General features: G+C 61.4%; 16 protein-coding genes. 6 read left to right on the top strand and 10 right to left on the bottom strand.

The features are described 5' to 3' along the window. Positions 1-28: 28 nt before the first annotated feature. The 5 genes from rng to mreB form a co-directional block, all read right to left on the bottom strand. Entirely contained in the window at positions 29-1,486 is a 1,458-nt protein-coding gene (gene rng, locus J9870_RS04305; protein WP_025211842.1) for a ribonuclease G, read from the bottom strand. Positions 1,487-1,541: 55 nt separating this feature from the next. Further along, the gene (locus J9870_RS04300; RefSeq protein WP_210642843.1) at positions 1,542-2,138 is read right to left on the bottom strand and encodes a nucleoside triphosphate pyrophosphatase; all 597 of its coding nucleotides are present in this window, start codon (positions 2,136-2,138) and stop codon (positions 1,542-1,544) included. Between the two features lie 37 nt (positions 2,139-2,175). Then, positions 2,176-2,664: a rod shape-determining protein MreD gene (gene mreD, locus J9870_RS04295; protein WP_003197820.1), complete on the bottom strand. Its 489-nt coding sequence runs from the start codon at positions 2,662-2,664 to the stop codon at positions 2,176-2,178. Next, positions 2,661-3,767 carry a rod shape-determining protein MreC gene (mreC, locus tag J9870_RS04290; RefSeq protein ID WP_246883134.1) on the bottom strand — a complete coding sequence of 369 codons (1,107 nt, stop codon included), beginning with the start codon at positions 3,765-3,767 and terminating at the stop codon, positions 2,661-2,663. The genes mreD and mreC overlap by 4 nt, the downstream gene beginning before the upstream one ends. A gap of 178 nt (positions 3,768-3,945) precedes the next feature. Next, positions 3,946-4,983 carry a rod shape-determining protein MreB gene (gene mreB / locus J9870_RS04285; protein ID WP_002555108.1) on the bottom strand — a complete coding sequence of 346 codons (1,038 nt, stop codon included), beginning with the start codon at positions 4,981-4,983 and terminating at the stop codon, positions 3,946-3,948. 214 nt (positions 4,984-5,197) lie between these two features. On the opposite strand from mreB, the gene gatC reads away from it, so the two are divergent. From gatC to J9870_RS04255, 6 genes are all read left to right on the top strand, one after another. Beyond that, complete coding sequence (gene gatC / locus J9870_RS04280) at positions 5,198-5,485, top strand: Asp-tRNA(Asn)/Glu-tRNA(Gln) amidotransferase subunit GatC (protein WP_210642842.1); 288 nt, start codon at positions 5,198-5,200, stop codon at positions 5,483-5,485. Positions 5,486-5,501: 16 nt separating this feature from the next. Beyond that, positions 5,502-6,953, top strand: a complete 1,452-nt coding sequence (gatA, locus tag J9870_RS04275; RefSeq protein ID WP_210642841.1) for an Asp-tRNA(Asn)/Glu-tRNA(Gln) amidotransferase subunit GatA — start codon at positions 5,502-5,504, stop codon at positions 6,951-6,953. A 10-nt stretch (positions 6,954-6,963) separates the two neighbouring features. After that, positions 6,964-8,409, top strand: a complete 1,446-nt coding sequence (gene gatB, locus J9870_RS04270) for an Asp-tRNA(Asn)/Glu-tRNA(Gln) amidotransferase subunit GatB (protein WP_210642840.1) — start codon at positions 6,964-6,966, stop codon at positions 8,407-8,409. A 149-nt stretch (positions 8,410-8,558) separates the two neighbouring features. Continuing rightward, the gene (locus J9870_RS04265) at positions 8,559-8,936 is read left to right on the top strand and encodes a septal ring lytic transglycosylase RlpA family protein (RefSeq protein ID WP_210642839.1); all 378 of its coding nucleotides are present in this window, start codon (positions 8,559-8,561) and stop codon (positions 8,934-8,936) included. Between the two features lie 49 nt (positions 8,937-8,985). Further along, complete coding sequence (locus J9870_RS04260) at positions 8,986-10,047, top strand: calcium/sodium antiporter (protein WP_210645102.1); 1,062 nt, start codon at positions 8,986-8,988, stop codon at positions 10,045-10,047. Continuing rightward, entirely contained in the window at positions 10,044-10,424 is a 381-nt protein-coding gene (locus tag J9870_RS04255; protein ID WP_210642838.1) for a carboxymuconolactone decarboxylase family protein, read from the top strand. The genes J9870_RS04260 and J9870_RS04255 overlap by 4 nt, the downstream gene beginning before the upstream one ends. 136 nt (positions 10,425-10,560) lie before the next feature. Here the strand turns inward: J9870_RS04255 and J9870_RS04250 are convergent, their stop codons facing one another. The 5 genes from J9870_RS04250 to kdgD form a co-directional block, all read right to left on the bottom strand. Beyond that, positions 10,561-11,502: an AEC family transporter gene (locus J9870_RS04250; protein ID WP_210642837.1), complete on the bottom strand. Its 942-nt coding sequence runs from the start codon at positions 11,500-11,502 to the stop codon at positions 10,561-10,563. Positions 11,503-11,776: 274 nt separating this feature from the next. Next, positions 11,777-13,330: a galactarate dehydratase gene (garD, locus tag J9870_RS04245; RefSeq protein ID WP_210642836.1), complete on the bottom strand. Its 1,554-nt coding sequence runs from the start codon at positions 13,328-13,330 to the stop codon at positions 11,777-11,779. Positions 13,331-13,343: 13 nt separating this feature from the next. Further along, positions 13,344-14,708 (bottom strand): MFS transporter, encoded by a 1,365-nt coding sequence (locus J9870_RS04240; protein ID WP_210642835.1) that lies wholly within the window; start codon positions 14,706-14,708, stop codon positions 13,344-13,346. A gap of 85 nt (positions 14,709-14,793) precedes the next feature. Next, positions 14,794-16,239 (bottom strand): aldehyde dehydrogenase family protein, encoded by a 1,446-nt coding sequence (locus tag J9870_RS04235; RefSeq protein ID WP_210642834.1) that lies wholly within the window; start codon positions 16,237-16,239, stop codon positions 14,794-14,796. 127 nt (positions 16,240-16,366) lie between these two features. Then, positions 16,367-17,278 (bottom strand): 5-dehydro-4-deoxyglucarate dehydratase, encoded by a 912-nt coding sequence (gene kdgD, locus J9870_RS04230; RefSeq protein WP_063322936.1) that lies wholly within the window; start codon positions 17,276-17,278, stop codon positions 16,367-16,369. Between the last annotated feature and the right edge of the window lie 481 nt (positions 17,279-17,759).

Genomic DNA, 17,759 nt, shown 5'->3' with positions numbered 1-17,759 from the left:
TCCGCATGCCCGCCGCTTCCCAAGCCCTTCAGAGCAACACCACGTCGTATTGTTCCTGGGAATACATGGTTTCCACCTGAAAACGAATCGTACGGCCGATAAAAGCTTCCAGTTCGGCGACATTGCCCGACTCTTCATCTAGCAGGCGGTCCACCACTTTCTGGTTGGCCAACACTCTATAGCCGGTAGCCTGGTAAGCGCGCGCCTCCCGGAGAATTTCCCGGAAGATTTCGTAACACACGGTTTCGGGAGTCTTGAGCTTGCCTCGGCCCTGGCAACTGCTGCACGGCTCGCACAACACTTGCTCGAGGCTTTCGCGGGTGCGCTTGCGGGTCATCTGCACCAGGCCCAGCTCGGTGATGCCGATGATGTTGGTCTTGGCGTGGTCGCGCTCGAGCTGTTTTTCCAGGGTCCGCAACACCTGGCGTTGGTGCTCTTCATGCTCCATGTCGATGAAGTCGATGATGATGATCCCGCCCAGGTTGCGCAGGCGCAGTTGGCGAGCGATGGCCGTGGCCGCCTCCAGGTTGGTCTTGAAGATGGTTTCTTCGAGGTTGCGATGGCCGACGAACGCCCCGGTATTGACGTCGATGGTACTCATGGCCTCGGCCGGGTCCACCACCAGATAGCCGCCGGACTTGAGCGGCACCTTGCGCTCAAGGGCTTTCTGGATTTCGTCCTCGACCCCGTACAGGTCAAAAATTGGTCGCTCGCCAGGGTAATGCTCAAGGCGATCAGCGATTTCCGGCATCAGCTCGGCGACGAACTGGGTGGTCTTCTGGAAGGTTTCCCGGGAGTCGATGCGGATTTTCTCGATCTTGGGGCTGACCAGATCCCGCAGCGTGCGCAGGGCCAGGCCGAGGTCTTCGTAGATCACGCTGGGGGTGGCGATGGTCTTGATCTGCGCGGCGATCTGGTCCCAGAGCCTTCGCAGGTAGCGGATGTCCATGAGGATTTCATCGGCCCCGGCCCCTTCGGCGGCGGTGCGCAGGATGAAACCACCGGCTTCCTTGATGCCCTCTTTTTCCACGCAGTCGCTGACCACCTGCTTGAGGCGCTCGCGCTCGGCTTCGTCTTCGATCTTCAGGGAGATGCCGACATGAGCGGTGCGCGGCATGTACACCAGGTAGCGCGACGGAATCGACAGTTGGGTGGTCAGGCGCGCGCCCTTGGAGCCGATGGGGTCCTTGGTGACCTGCACCACCAGGCTCTGGCCTTCATGGACCAGCGCGCTGATGCTCTCCACGGCGGGCCCTTCGCGCATGGAAATTTCCGAGGCATGAATGAACGCCGCCCGATCCAGACCGATGTCGACGAAGGCTGCCTGCATACCCGGCAACACCCGCACCACCTTGCCTTTGTAGATGTTTCCGACAATGCCACGCTTTTGCGTGCGCTCAACGTGGACCTCTTGCAGCACACCGTTTTCAACCACCGCCACGCGCGATTCCATCGGCGTGATGTTGATCAGGATCTCTTCACTCATGGCAGGGTCTCGTTCAGGCATATTCACGATTATGGCCGCATCAGTCAGACGGCGCTCAGCGCGCGCTCAAAGTTTGCCAACAGGGTATGCCGAAATGGCCCAGTAGTTCTGCGGTTTCGCACAGCGGCAGGCCGACCACGGCCGAATAACTGCCCTCAAGCCCGGCGACAAACACCGCCCCCAAGCCCTGGATGCCATAGCCGCCGGCCTTGTCCCGGGGTTCACCGCTGGCCCAGTAGGCCGCCGCTTCCTGCTCCGTGATCGAACGAAAGCGCACCAGGCTGCGCACAACGCGGGACTCGCAACGCTGCCCATCCCGTATGGCAATGGCAGTCAATACTTCATGTTCGCGACCGGACAGACTCAAGAGCATCGTCATGGAGTCAGCCTGGTCCAGTGGTTTGCCGAGAATGCGCCCGTCCAGCACCACAGCGGTGTCGGCGCCCAGCACGCAGCCATCCACATCGGCGTGCAGGGCGCATCGCCCGGCCTCGGCCTTGCCGCGCGCCAGGCGCTCGACATAGGCCGAAGGGCTTTCGTGATCCAAGGGAGTTTCGTCGATGTCCGCACTGACGGCGGTAAACGGCACGCCGATCTGCGTAAGCAGTTCACGCCGACGCGGCGAGCCTGAGGCTAGGTAAAGCGGTTTCATCAAGACATCTCCCTATCAAGGCCAATGCCTGACCAAATCAGTTGATTTTGAAACGCAGGCGCAGACCACGCAAACCGAAGCTGACCCAAGGCCAGAGCAAGGCGCTGACCAGAGCCGGCAGCACCAGGGCCAGGGTCGGCTGACGATTGCCGGTCAGTGCGCTGAGCCACAGTTGCACCAGTTGCGCCAGGCCGAAGATCACCAGGATCACCAGGCACTGTTGCCACATGGGGAACATCCGCAAGCGTTGTTGCAGCGACAGCACCAGGAACGTAATCAGCGTCAGGATCAGCGCGTTCTGCCCCAGCAACGTGCCATAAAGCACGTCCTCGGCCAGCCCAAGGCACCAGGCGGTGACCATGCCGACCTTGTGCGGCAGCGCCAGCGCCCAGAATGCCAGTAGTAAAGCCAGCCACAGCGGCCGCAGGATTTCCATGAACTGCGGCAGTGGCGAAACGCTGAGCAACAGGCCGATGGCGAAGGTCAGCCAGACCATCCAACCGTTACCGGATTGAGTACTGCTCATTCTTCTCGTGCTCCCCTGGTGGCTGGCGCGGTGGCCGGCGTGGAGACAGGTGGTTTGGCTGCGGGCCGGGCAGGCTGGGACGCCGGCGCATGAGTGGTCGAGCGGGTCGGTTTCGCAGCAGGCGCGGTGGCCGGTGCAGCCGCCGGCGTTGTTGCCGGAGTCGCCGGAGTTGCCACCGTCGGCGCAGGTGCTTGTGGCTTGGGCACGATGGCAGGAACTGGCGCCGGGCTGGCCGTGGCCGGGGCAGACGACTCGCCGCCTTGCCGGTCCTGGGCTTCCTGGGCCACGGCAGCGTCGTTGGCGCGTTCTTCGGGTGTGCGGTTGTCGCTGAAGACCAGCAACAGGTAACGGCTGCGATTCAATGCGGCCGTCGGCACCGCGCGAACGATGGCAAACGGCTGGCCGGAATCATGGATGACTTCCTTGACCGTCGCCACCGGATAACCGGCCGGGAACCGCTGGCCAAGACCGGAGCTGACCAGCAGGTCGCCTTCCTTGATGTCGGCGGTATCGGCCACGTGCCGCAGTTCCAGGCGCTCCGGGTTGCCGGTGCCGCTGGCAATCGCGCGCAAGCCGTTGCGATTGACCTGCACGGGAATGCTGTGGGTGGTATCGGTCAGCAGCAGCACCCGGGAGGTATAGGGCATCAACTCCACCACCTGGCCCATCAGGCCGCGGGCGTCGAGCACCGGTTGGCCGAGGACCACGCCGTCGCGCTCACCCTTGTTGATGATGATGCGGTGGGTGAAGGGGTTGGGGTCCATGCCGATCAATTCGGCCACTTCGACCTTCTCGTTGACCAACGCAGAAGAGTTGAGCAACTCACGCAGCCGCACGTTCTGCTCGGTAAGGGCCGCCAGCTTCTGCATGCGCCCCTGCAACAGCAGGTTTTCGGTCTTGAGTTTTTCGTTTTCGGCGACCAGCTCGGTCCGGCTGCCAAACTGGCTGGCCACACCTTGCCACAACCGCTGCGGCAGGTCGGTAATCCAGTAGGACTCCATCAACACCAGCGACATCTGGCTGCGCACGGGCTTGAGCAGCGTGAAACGGGCATCGACCACCATCAGCGCAACCGATAGCACGGTCAGCACCAACAGGCGCACACCCAATGAGGGGCCTTTGGCGAAAAGCGGTTTAATAGGCCGCTCCTCCCAGGCAAATGTTCTCTTTATTCATACGGCATCAAACCGGCCTGGATACGAATGACAGAAGATAAACGCCAACGGGCAGCACTGCAAAGTGCTGCCCGGGAGCGAACAACATAGACTACTGCGGCAACATTTATTCGCTGGAGAGCAGGTCCATGGTGTGCTTGTCCATCATTTCCAATGCACGGCCACCGCCGCGGGCAACGCACGTCAACGGGTCTTCGGCCACGATCACCGGCAGGCCGGTTTCCTGGGCCAGCAGCTTGTCGAGGTCACGCAGCAACGCACCACCACCGGTCAGCACCAGGCCGCGCTCGGCGATGTCCGACGCCAGTTCCGGCGGCGACTGCTCCAAGGCGCTCTTGACCGCCTGGACGATGGTCGCCAGCGACTCTTGCAGTGCTTCGAGCACTTCGTTGGAGTTGAGGGTGAAGGCCCGTGGAACGCCCTCGGCCAAGTTGCGACCGCGTACGTCGACTTCACGCACTTCGCCACCCGGGTAAGCCGTGCCGATTTCCTGCTTGATGCGCTCGGCGGTGGACTCGCCGATCAGGCTGCCGTAGTTGCGACGCACGTAGGTGATGATCGCTTCGTCGAAACGGTCGCCGCCCACACGTACGGATTCGGCATAGACCACACCATTGAGGGAGATCAGGGCGATTTCAGTGGTACCGCCGCCGATGTCGACGACCATCGAGCCGCGTGCCTCTTCGACCGGCAGGCCGGCACCGATGGCAGCAGCCATCGGCTCTTCGATCAGGAACACTTCACGGGCACCGGCACCGAGGGCCGATTCACGGATGGCACGACGCTCCACCTGGGTGGACTTGCATGGAACGCAGATCAGCACACGAGGGCTGGGCTGCAGGAAACTGTTTTCGTGAACCTTGTTGATGAAGTACTGCAGCATCTTTTCGCAGACGCTGAAGTCGGCGATCACGCCATCCTTCATCGGACGAATGGCGGCAATATTGCCCGGTGTACGGCCCAGCATGCGCTTGGCTTCGGTACCGACAGCCACGACGCTCTTCTGGTTACCGTGGGTACGGATAGCCACGACCGAGGGTTCATTCAGGACGATACCGCGCTCGCGCACGTAAATAAGGGTGTTGGCAGTGCCCAGGTCAATGGAGAGATCGCTGGAAAACATGCCACGCAGTTTCTTGAACATGGGAAAGGGACCCTAGGCAACGCGTGGGTAAAAAAGTGCGGCAAACTCTAACAACGACAGGGATTTTGGGCAAGGCGCCAATATGTTAAATTGGCCGCTTTTCTGTGCACCAAACCCCACAATCGCGGCCGTAAAGCCGTAGAAATGCGGTAGTGTTCCGACAATCTAACACACGGACAGACTGCGTCCGTTTTGTTTTCCACTGGAGAATCCCATGGCGCTTGAACGCTCCGACGTGGAAAAAATCGCTCATCTGGCCTGTCTGGGCCTCAATGAAGCCGATCTTCCACACATTACTTCTGCCCTGAACAGCATTCTGGGGCTGGTCGACGAGATGCAGGCGGTCAATACCGACGGTATCGAACCACTGGCTCACCCACTGGAAGCCAGCCAGCGCCTGCGCGCCGACCTCGTGACCGAGTCCAATCACCGCGAGGCCTACCAGTCCATCGCACCAGCGGTCGAAAACGGCCTGTACCTGGTTCCGAAAGTCATCGACTAAAGGGAAAGAGCCTCTCATGCATCACATGACCCTGGCCGAGATCGCCCGCGGACTCGCCGATAAAAAGTTTTCCTCCGAAGAGCTGACCAAGGTTTTGCTGGCGCGTATCGCCCAGCTCGATCCTCAGCTCAACAGTTTCATCAGCCTCACCGAAGAACTGGCCCTGGGCCAGGCCAAGGCCGCCGACGCCCGTCGCGCCAACGGTGAGAGCGGCGCCCTGCTCGGTGCGCCGATTGCCCACAAGGATCTGTTCTGCACCCAGGGCATCCGCACCAGTTGCGGCTCGAAGATGCTCGACAACTTCAAGGCGCCGTACGACGCCACCGTGGTTGCCAAGCTGGCCGCCGCCGGCGCCGTGACCCTAGGCAAGACCAACATGGACGAATTCGCCATGGGTTCGGCCAACGAGTCGAGCTACTACGGCCCGGTGAAAAACCCGTGGAACCTAGAACATGTACCAGGCGGTTCGTCCGGTGGTTCCGCCGCCGCCGTGGCCGCGCGCCTGCTGCCGGCCGCCACTGCCACCGACACCGGCGGCTCGATTCGCCAGCCGGCGGCGTTCACCAACCTCACCGGTCTGAAGCCGACCTACGGCCGCGTCTCGCGCTGGGGCATGATTGCCTACGCCTCCAGCCTCGACCAGGGCGGCCCGCTGGCCCGCACCGCCGAAGACTGCGCGATCCTGCTGCAAGGCATGGCCGGCTTCGACCCGAACGACTCCACCAGTATCGATGAACCGGTACCGGACTACAGCGCCAGCCTCAGCGGTTCGCTGCAGGGCCTGCGCATCGGCGTGCCGAAGGAATACTTCAGCGCCGGTCTCGACCCGCGCATCGCCGAGCTGGTCCACAACAGCGTCAAGGAGCTGGAGAAGCTCGGCGCGGTGGTCAAGCAAATCAGCCTGCCGAACATGCAGCATGCGATTCCCGCGTACTACGTGATCGCCCCGGCAGAAGCGTCTTCTAACCTGTCGCGCTTCGACGGCGTGCGCTTCGGCTATCGCTGCGAGAACCCGGAAAACCTGATCGACCTGTACAAACGCTCCCGCGGCGAAGGCTTCGGTGCCGAAGTACAGCGCCGGATCATGGTCGGTGCCTACGCGCTGTCCGCCGGCTACTACGATGCCTACTACCTCAAGGCGCAAAAAATCCGCCGCCTGGTGAAGAACGACTTCATGGCCGCCTTCAACGAGGTCGACATCATCCTCGGCCCGACCACGCCAAACCCGGCCTGGAAACTCGGCGCCAAGAACAGCGATCCGGTCGCCGAGTACCTGGAAGACGTCTACACCATCACCGCCAACCTCGCGGGGCTGCCGGGCCTGTCCATGCCGGCCGGCTTCATCGATGGCCTGCCGGTGGGCGTACAATTGCTCGCACCGTATTTCCAGGAAGGTCGTCTGCTCAATGTGGCCCACCAGTATCAGTTGAACACTGACTGGCACACTCGCACCCCAACCGGCTTCTGAGGAGAAACACATGCAATGGGAAGTCGTGATCGGGCTGGAGATTCATACTCAGCTCACCACCCGGTCGAAAATTTTTTCCGGTAGCTCCACCACGTTCGGCTCCGAGCCCAACACCCAGGCCAGCCTGATCGACCTGGGCATGCCCGGTGTGCTGCCGGTGCTCAACGCTGAAGCGGTGCGCATGGCGGTGATGTTCGGTCTGGCGATTGACGCCGAGATCGGCCAACACAACGTATTCGCCCGCAAGAACTACTTCTACCCGGACCTGCCCAAGGGCTACCAGATCAGCCAGATGGAGTTGCCGATCGTTGGCAAGGGCCACCTGGACATCGCCCTGGAAGACGGTACGGTCAAGCGCGTCGGCATCACTCGGGCGCACCTGGAAGAAGACGCCGGCAAGAGCCTGCACGAAGAATTCAACGGTGCCACCGGCATCGACCTGAACCGTGCCGGTACGCCGCTGCTGGAAATCGTCTCCGAACCGGACATGCGCAGCGCCAAGGAGGCCGTGGCCTACGTCAAGGCGATCCATGCGCTGGTGCGCTACCTGGGCATCTGCGACGGCAACATGGCCGAAGGCTCGCTGCGCTGTGACTGCAACGTATCGATCCGGCCCAAGGGCCAGGTCGAGTTCGGCACCCGCTGCGAGATCAAGAACGTCAACTCGTTCCGCTTCATCGAGAAGGCGATCAACAGCGAGATCCAGCGCCAGATCGAACTGATCGAGGACGGCGGCAAGGTCATCCAGCAGACCCGCCTGTACGACCCGAACAAGGACGAAACCCGTCCGATGCGTAGCAAGGAAGAAGCCAACGACTACCGTTACTTCCCTGATCCGGACCTGCTGCCAGTGGTCATCGAGGACTCGTTCCTCAATGACGTACGCGCAACCCTGCCGGAACTGCCGCCGCAAAAACGCGAGCGCTTCCAGGCGCAGTTCGGGCTGTCGAGCTATGACGCCAACGTCCTGGCCACCAGCCGCGAACAAGCCGATTACTTCGAAAAAGTCGTGAGCATCAGCGGCGACGCCAAACTGGCGGCCAACTGGGTGATGGTGGAGCTGGGCAGCCTGTTGAACAAACAGGGCCTGGAAATCGACCAGTCGCCGGTCTCGGCCGAGCAACTGGGCGGCATGCTGCTGCGGATCAAGGACAACACCATTTCCGGCAAGATCGCCAAGATGGTCTTCGAAGCCATGGCCAATGGTGAAGGCAGCGCCGACGAGATCATCGAAAAGCGCGGCTTGAAGCAGGTCACCGATACCGGCGCCATTTCCGCCGTGCTCGATGAAATGCTCGCGGCCAACGCCGAGCAGGTCGAACAGTACCGCGCCGCAGACGAAGCCAAGCGCGGCAAGATGTTCGGCTTCTTCGTCGGCCAGGCCATGAAAGCCTCCAAAGGCAAGGCCAACCCGCAACAGGTCAACGAACTGCTTAAAAGCAAGCTCGAGGGCTGATTGCCATGGAGCCAGTCTTGCTGTCTGGCTCAATTCCCTGTGGGAGCGAGCTTGCTCGCGATAGCGGTGGTTCAGCTTGCATTGATGCTGAATGTGACGCCGTCATCGCGAGCAAGCTCGCTCCCACATTTGGATCTGGAAAACCCACCATGAAGCGTCTGTTCGGCGCCTGCGCCCTGCTGTCCCTGCTGGCCGGTTGCGCCAGCCAGAGCGGGACGGTCGATCCACACGGCTACGACCAGACCGGCGTCGCCTCCTATTACGGTGCAAAACACCACGGCAAACGCACCGCCAGCGGCGAGCGTTTCGACCAGCACAGCCTGACCGCCGCCCATCGCCAGTTGCCGTTCGGTACACGGGTGAAAATCACCAACCTGGGTAACAATGACAGCGTGGTGGTGCGCATCAACGACCGTGGCCCATACTCCCGAGGCCGTCTGATCGATGTATCCCGCGAAGCAGCCGAGCAATTGGGCATGCTACGCAGCGGCACCGCACGTGTACGCGTGCAAGCCCTCGACGATTGATAGACGGAGCCTGGCCATTTCCCTGATTACCGCCCTACCGTTGCTCAGCCTGCTCGAATTGCTCGGCGGCCTGCTGTTACTGATCGCTGGCGCCGAGCTGCTGGTGCGGGCCGCCATCGGCCTGGCGATACGCTTGCAAGTGCGGCCGCTGATCATCGGCCTGAGCGTCGTCGCCTTCGGCAGCAGCGCACCACAAATGGCCGTCAGCCTGCAGGCGACCCTGGCGCAGAACGCTGACATCGCCGTGGGCAGCGTGATCGGCAGCGGCATCTTCAATATCCTCGTCACCCTCGGGTTGTCGGCGCTGATCATTCCGTTACGCGTCTCGCGCCAGTTGGTGTGCCTGGACATCCCATTGATGATCGGCGCAAGCCTGCTGGTGTTCGTGCTGGCCTGGAACGAGGAACTGACGCAACTGGACGGCGTGCTGCTACTGATGGCCCTGGCGGTGTACCTGGGCCTCTTGCTGCGCCAGTCGCGACACTCAGGACGACCGCATCCGGTGGGTGTCGATGTGGCGCAAGGGTCTTGGCCCAAGAGCCTGGCGATGATTGTACTGGGCCTGGCGATGCTGATTTTCGCCGGGCATCTGCTACTGGGCGCGGCGGTGGAAGTGGCGACGGACCTGGGGTTGTCGGAACGCGTCATAGGCCTGACCATCGTCGCCGTCAGCACCTCGTTGCCGGAACTCGCCACCTCGCTGATCGCCGCCCTGCGCGGCCAGCGCGACATCGCGGTGGGCAACGTCATCGGCAGCAACCTGTTCAACCTGCTGGGTGTGCTCGGGGTAACCGCCCTGGCCGCGCCGACACCACTTTCGGTCTCGCCCAACGCCCTGGATTTCGACCTGCCGGTGATGCTCGGCGTAGCTGTACTGTGCCTGCCAGTGTTCTATTCCGGCTACCGCGTCACCCGCGCCGAAGGCCTGTTGTTTCTGGGCTTGTACCTGGCCTACGGGCTGCACGTGGTGTCGTTCACCACCGGCATGCCCTTGGCCGGCCAACTGGAACGCTTGATGCTGTTCTATGTGCTGCCGGCCTTGCTCGCGTTTTTGCTGTTCACCTCCCTGCGCGCCTGGCGCCGCCAACATCACAAGAGGGATTTGCCATGACCGACACTCCGAAGACCGGCCTGGACATGCGCCGCCAAGTCATGGGCGACGCGTTCGTCGATCGCGCCTTGGGCAATGCCACGGACTTCACCCAGCCGCTGCAGGACTTCGTCAACGAACATGCCTGGGGCAGCGTCTGGAGCCGCGAAGGTTTGCCGTTGAAAACCCGTAGCCTGATCACCCTCGCCGCCCTCACCGCCCTCAAATGCCCGCAGGAATTGAAAGGCCACGTACGTGGCGCGCTGAACAATGGCTGCACGGTGGAAGAGATTCGCGAGGCGTTGCTGCATTGCGCGGTGTACGCAGGCGTGCCGGCGGCGATCGATGCGTTTCGGGCGGCGCAGGAAGTGATCGACAGTTATCAGAAATCTGAGTGACTGGGAGATCGCTATCGCGAGCAAGCTCGCTCCCACAGGTGATCGCGGGTGTACCGGAAACTTGTATACACCGCAGATCCACTGTGGGAGCGAGCTTGCTCGCGATTGGCCCTAAAGCACACTACAACCCCAGAACCTAGATCCACCCACCCCACTGCAACACAAAGATCCCCAGGTTGGTGGTAACCGCCGCCATCAACGTGGTGATGACGATGATCGCCGCCGCCAGTTCATGGTTGCCCTCGGCTGCCCGGGCCATGACGTAACTGGCGGCTGCGGTCGGGCTGCCGAAGTACAGGAACAGAATCCCCAGCTCCGCTCCGCGAAAGCCCCAGAGCCAGGCCCCAAGGGTGGTCAGCAGCGGCAGCCCGACCATCTTCACCAGGCTCGAACTCAGGGCCATCTTGCCGCTCTTGCGCAAGGCCGCCAGCGACAGCGTGCCACCGATGCAGATCAGTGCCAGGGGCAAGGTCATTTGCGACAGGTATTTGGCCGAAGTCTCGAACCAGTTCGGCAGGCCGATCTGCCAATAAGCGAATGGCGCGGCGACGATCACGCTGATGATCAACGGGTTGCTGATCACACTTTTGCAGATGCTCCACGGGTCGGACTTGATCACCGGGCTGTAGACCGCCAACACGATGGTCGACAAGGTGTTGTAGAACAGGATCACCAGCGCCGCGAGAATCGCCCCCAGGGAAATCCCGTAGTCGCCATACATGCTCGCCGCCAGCGCCAGGCCGATCACCCCGTTGTTGCCGCGGAACGCACCTTGGGTATAGATGCCGCGATCTTCGCGCGGGCATCGCCAGATCGCCCAGCCCCAGGCCATCGCAAAACTCACCAGGGTAGCCACGGAGAAATAGATCAACAGGTCCGCCTGCAATGCCGCGTGCAGGTCGGCATGGAGGATGCCGAGGAACAACAGCGCCGGCATGGTGACGTTGAACACCAGGGACGAGGCGATGTGGATGAAGTTGTCGTTGATCCAGTAGATGCGCTTGAGCAACACCCCCAGAAACAGCATGGCAAACACCGGCGCGGTGATGTTCAGGGTTTCGAGGAAAATTGCCAGCATGCCGGGGGACCTTCAGAGGGGTGTCGTTAGGTGGCTAATAATAAGCCACTCACGGCACTGGCGTCTGGTAGAGCGCTATCGCGAGCAGGCTCGCTCCCACATTTTTTTGGAGTGCTCACAGAAACTGAATTCACTCCAGTCCCTGTGGGAGCGAGCTTGCTCGCGATAGCGGTGCGTCAGCCTGCATTAATGCTGAATGTACCGTGGCCATCGCGAGCAAGCTCGCTCCCACATTGGATCTTTGACGATCGCAAAATCTGCGTTCGCCGCAGGATCAGGTAATCGGCGCCGGGTTGAACAACGTGATGTCGTTGTACAGCTTGTGCCGTTCGGCCCAGGTCTGTTTCTTGCCGCTGGCCACATCCAGGTAATAGTGGAACAGCTCCCAACCGAGCTCTTCGATCGTCGCCCGTCCGGTGGCGATCCGGCCGGCGTCGATGTCGATCAGGTCCGGCCAGCGCTGGGCCAGTTCGGTGCGGGTCGAGACCTTCACCACTGGGGCCATGGCCAAGCCGTACGGCGTGCCACGGCCGGTGGTGAAGACGTGCAGGTTCATCCCCGCCGCCAGTTGCAGCGTGCCGCAGACGAAATCGCTGGCCGGTGTGGCGCAGAAGATCAGGCCCTTTTGCTTGAACCGCTCGCCCGGGCCGAGCACGCCATTGATCGCGCTGCTGCCGGACTTGACGATCGACCCCAGGGATTTTTCGACAATGTTCGACAGCCCGCCCTTCTTGTTGCCCGGCGTGGTATTGGCACTGCGATCCGCCTCGCCTTTGGCCAGGTAACGGTCGTACCAGTCCATTTCGCGCACCAGCTCCTGGGCGACTTCCCTGGTTTGCGCCCGGGAAGTCAGCAGGTAGATCGCATCACGCACTTCGGTGACTTCGGAAAACATCACTGTCGCCCCCGCCCGCAACAGCAGATCCGAGGCATAGCCCAGCGCCGGGTTGGCGGTGATGCCGGAAAACGCATCGCTGCCGCCGCACTGCATGCCCAGGATAAGCTCCGAAGCCGGCACGGTTTCGCGGCGGCGCTGGTCGAGTTTCTTCAAGCGGGTCTCGGCCAGTTCCATGATCTGCTCGATCATTTCGGTAAAGCCGTGGCTGGAATCCTGCAAGCGATACAACCACGGTTCGCTGAGGTCCACCGAGCTGTCGTTCTCATGCATCACCTGCCCGGCCTGCAATTTCTCGCAGCCCAGGCTGATCACCAGCGCTTCGCCCCCCAAATTCGGGTTGCGTGCCAGATTGCGCACGGTACGAATCGGGATGTACGCGTCGGTGGCAGTGATCGCCACGCCGCAGCCGTAGCTGTGGGTCAGCGCCACCACGTCATCGACGTTCGGGTACTTGGGCAGCAATTCGTCCTTGATACGCTTGACCGCGTGGTCCAACACCCCGGTCACGCACTGCACCGTGGTGGTGATGCCAAGAATGTTGCGCGTACCGACGGTCCCGTCGGCGTTGCGATAGCCCTCGAAGGTGTAGCCCTCCAGCGGCGCATCGGCCGCCGGCACATCGGTGGACAGCGGCAGGCTGTCCAGCGGCGGCGCGGTGGGCATGCGCAGTTGGTCTTCCTTGACCCAGCTGCCACGGGGGATCGGTTGCAGCGCGTAGCCAATGACCTGGCCGTAGCGGATCACCTCGCCACCCTCGGGAATGTCTTCCAAGGTGACCTTGTGGCTCTGCGGTACGAAGTCCACGGTGACCAGGCCATCCGGGAACTCGGTCCCGGCCGGCACGCCCTGGTCATTGACGACGATCACCACGTTGTCCCGCTCGTGCAGGCGGATGTAACGGGGCGAATCGGCATGTTCAATCAGTTGCATTGACGCCGCTCCTTCAGGATTTGACTTCAGACAGGCTGGAGATGTCGGCATCCTTGGCCGTTGGTTCTTTGAGCACGACACGCTTGATCGGCCCCACGATGACCAGGTAGCTGAACACCGCCACCAGCGCGTTGCAACCAACGAACACCAGTGCCCACTTGAACGAGCCGGTGGCGCTGATGATGTAGCCGATGACGATCGGTGTCGTGATCGACGCCAGGTTGCCGAAGGTATTGAACAGGCCACCGCTCAAGCCGGCGATCTGTTTTGGCGAAGTATCGGAAACCACGGCCCAGCCCAATGCACCCACGCCTTTACCGAAGAAGGCCAGGGCCATGAAGCCCACCACCATCCATTCGATGTCGACGTAGTTGCACGCCACGATGCTGCTGGACACCAGCAGGCCGGCGATGATCGGTGCCTTGCGGGCGAAGGTCAGCGAGTGGCCCTTGCGCAGCAGGTAGTCGGAAATCACCCCGCCCAGCACGCCACCGATGAAACCGCAGATCGCCGGCAAGGACGCGATGAAACCGGCCTTGAGGATGGTCATGCCGCGTTCTTGCACCAGGTACACCGGGAACCAGGTCAGGAAGAAGTAAGTGATGCCGTTGATGCAGTATTGGCCCAGGTACACGCCGAGCATCATGCGGTTGGTCAGCAATTGGCGAATGTAATCCCACTTCGGACCGTCGGTTTTCTTATCCTTGCCCTTGTCCTGGTCCATGTCGACCATCGCACCGTTGGCGGCGATGTGATTGAACTCGGCTTCATTGATCATCGGATGCTGGCGCGGGCTGTGGATCACTTTCAGCCAGATCAGCGAAAACACGATGCCAATCACGCCCATCACGATGAACACATGCTGCCAACCGAAGCGGTAGACGATCCAGCCCATCAGTGGCGCGAACAGCACCGTGGCGAAGTATTGCGCCGAGTTGAAAATCGCCGAGGCGGTGCCGCGCTCTGCGGTTGGGAACCAGGCGGCGACGATACGTGCGTTGCCTGGGAAGGATGGCGCTTCGGCCAACCCAACCATAAAGCGCAGCATGAACAGGGCAACCACGGCCGTGGACAGGCCGAATTCACCGACATAGCCTTGCAGCACGGTGAACAGCGACCAGGTGAAAATGCTCAAGGCATAGATTTTTTTCGACCCGAAACGGTCCAGCAGCCAGCCGCCGGGGATCTGCCCGGCCACGTAGGCCCAACCGAAAGCGGAGAAGATATAACCGAGGGTGACGGCGTCGATGCCGAGGTCTTTTTGCAGGCTGGAGCCTGCGATGGCGATGGTGGCACGGTCGGCATAGTTGATCGTCGTCACCAAAAACAGCATGAGAAGGATCAAATAGCGGACGTGAGTCGGCTTGGTCGCTTGCATGTAAAAGTACTCCCACTATTTATTTTTATGCGGGTCAGCAGATTGTACGGCCGGGACTGGATGACCAGCCCGGCCGGTGTTGCATTTACGATCCGATGTAAGAGGTCTTTACCACGGTGTAGAACTCTTGCGCGTAGCGACCTTGCTCACGCGAACCATAGGACGAACCTTTGCGCCCGCCGAACGGCACGTGGTAATCCACGCCGGCAGTCGGCAGGTTGACCATCACCATGCCCGCCTGGGAATGGCGCTTGAAGTGGTTGGCATACTTCAACGAGGTGGTGGCGATACCGGCAGACAGACCGAACTCGGTGTCGTTGGCCATTGCCAACGCCGCCTCGTAGTCAGCCACACGCACGACGTTGGCCACCGGGCCGAAGATCTCTTCACGGCTGATGCGCATCGAGGCTTCGCTGTCGGCGAACAGGGTTGGCGCCAGGAAATAACCTTCGGTGTCGCACGTCACCAGGCCACCACCGCTGACCAGCCGTGCACCTTCGCTCAGGCCGATGTCGATGTACTTCAAGTCCTGGTTGAGCTGGGCTTCGGAAACCACCGGCCCGATGTCAGTGCCGGCCTTCAAGGCATGACCGACCTTGATCGATTGCATGCGCTCGGCCATGGCCGCGACGAACTTGTCGTGAATGCCAGCGGTGACGATCAAACGGCTCGAGGCCGTGCAACGTTGGCCGGTGGAGTAGAACGCGCTCTGTACCGCCAGCTCGACGGCCTGCTTGAGGTCGGCGTCGTCGAGGATGATCTGCGGGTTTTTGCCGCCCATCTCCAACTGCACCTTGGCCTGGCGCGACACGCAGTTGACAGCGATCTGCCGCCCCACGCCTACGGATCCGGTGAAGCTGATACCGTCGACTTTCGGGCTGTTGACCAGGACTTCGCCGACCACACGGCCGCTGCCCATCACCAGGTTGAACGCACCGGCCGGGAAACCGGCGCGGGAAATGATTTCCGCCAGGGCCCAGGCGCAACCCGGTACCAGCTCGGCGGGCTTGATCACCACGCAGTTGCCGTAGGCCAGGGCCGGGGCGATTTTCCAGGAGGGGATGGCGATCGGGAAGTTCCACGGGGTGATCAGGCCAACCACACCCAAGGCTTCACGAGTGACTTCAACGTTGACGCCCGGACGCACCGACGGCACGTAATCGCCGGACAGGCGCAGACACTCGCCGGCGAAGAATTTGAAAATGTTACCGGCGCGGGTCACTTCGCCGATGGCTTCGGGCAGGGTCTTGCCCTCTTCCCGGGCCAGCAATTGGCCGAGTTCTTCACGGCGAGCGAGGATCTCGCTGCCGACTTTGTCCAACGCATCGTGACGGGCCTGAATGCCCGAGGTCGACCAGGCCGGGAACGCGGCGCGGGCGGCTTCGATGGCGGCATTGACTTGCGCTGCGTCAGCCTTGGCGTATTCACCGATGACATCGGACAAGTCGGACGGGTTGACGTTAGTGCAATAGTCAGCACCGGCCACCCATTGACCGTTGATGTAGTTATCGAAACGCTTTGAATCTGCCACGGAGCTACTCCTTTTACAAAAGCTGTCTAGGAACGCAGAGCGTCCCTGGCTGCGTTCCCACGCCGAGCGTGGGAACGATCAAGCCTTGCAAAAAGCCGCTGATTGCTCAGCGGCCTTGTCGGGTCGGTTACTGCTTGCCTTGCTTGTCGATCAGCGCGGCGAGGGCTTCATATTCTTCCGGCAACAGGTCGGTCAGCGGCGTGCGCACAGGGCCTGCGTCATAGCCGACGATCTTCGCGCCTGCCTTGACGATGCTCACCGCGTAACCGGCCTTGCGGTTACGGATGTCCAGGTACGGCAAGAAGAAGTCGTCGATGATCTTGCCGACGGTCTCGTGATCGTCACGAGCAATGGCGTGGTAGAAGTCCATCGCGGTTTTCGGGATGAAGTTGAACACCGCCGAGGAGTAGACCGGCACGCCCAGGGCCTTGTAGGCCGCGGCGTAGACCTCGGCGGTCGGCAGGCCGCCCAGGTAGCTGAAGCGATCGCCAAGGCGACGACGGATCGACACCATCAATTCGATATCGCCCAGACCATCCTTGTAGCCGATCAGGTTCGGGCAGCGTTCGGCCAGGCGTTCCAGTTGCGTGGCGTTCAGGCGGCAGACGTTGCGGTTGTACACCACCACGCCGATCTTCACCGATTTGCACACGGCTTCAACGTGGGCGGCAACACCGTCCTGGCTGGCTTCGGTCAAGTAGTGTGGCAGCAGCAACAAACCCTTGGCACCCAGACGCTCGGCTTCTTGGGCGTATTCGATGGCCTGGCGAGTCGCACCACCGACACCGGCGAGGATTGGCACGCTGGTGGCGCAGGTATCGACAGCGGTCTTGATGACTTGGGAATACTCGCTGGCGGCCAGGGAGAAGAATTCACCGGTGCCGCCCGCTGCGAACAGTGCAGAGGCGCCATACGGGGCCAGCCACTCGAGGCGCTTGATATAGCTGGCGCGATTGAAATCGCCTTGTGCTGTGAAATCGGTGACCGGGAACGACAGCAGGCCAGACGAGAGGATGGACTTCAGTTCTTGTGGATTCATTATTCGAACACCCTGGACGCAATGATGTGTTGTAGGAAACGGTTCAGCTTCAAGTGAAGTTGTAGGTCATCGTACAACTTAAAATACGAACGTCAACTGCATTTCGTCTTTTGTCGGGTGTGGAACGCGAGGATTTTTTCTTGAGGCCTTGCAGGTCGGCCGTTGAACATCGCTGGAAGACTGATGGATCTTGCGGCTCAAGGACGCCCGAACCGCTCTGGGCGTCGGCTCGAATCCCCCTACTCGGGTAGGCGCTTTTGCCCCCACTGACTGAGTTCGAGGAGGCTACGCCACGCAAGAATGTGACATTGACTGTAACCAACGCCGACTTGAAAGCGTTCAGCGGCAAATTGGTTGAGCTTCGTTACGAGGTTAGTTACGAGAGTTGGGATCCCGATAAATCCGAGCCGCAAATGTTGCGGATTGAGACGTAGGGCTGCGCGCCTACTATCAGACAGGCACCCAATACAAAGCCGGCCAC

Origin of the sequence: Pseudomonas sp. Tri1 (assembly GCF_017968885.1) — a bacterium.
Lineage (GTDB): Bacteria > Pseudomonadota > Gammaproteobacteria > Pseudomonadales > Pseudomonadaceae > Aquipseudomonas.
This window is presented reverse-complemented; position numbering and strand designations above follow the sequence as displayed.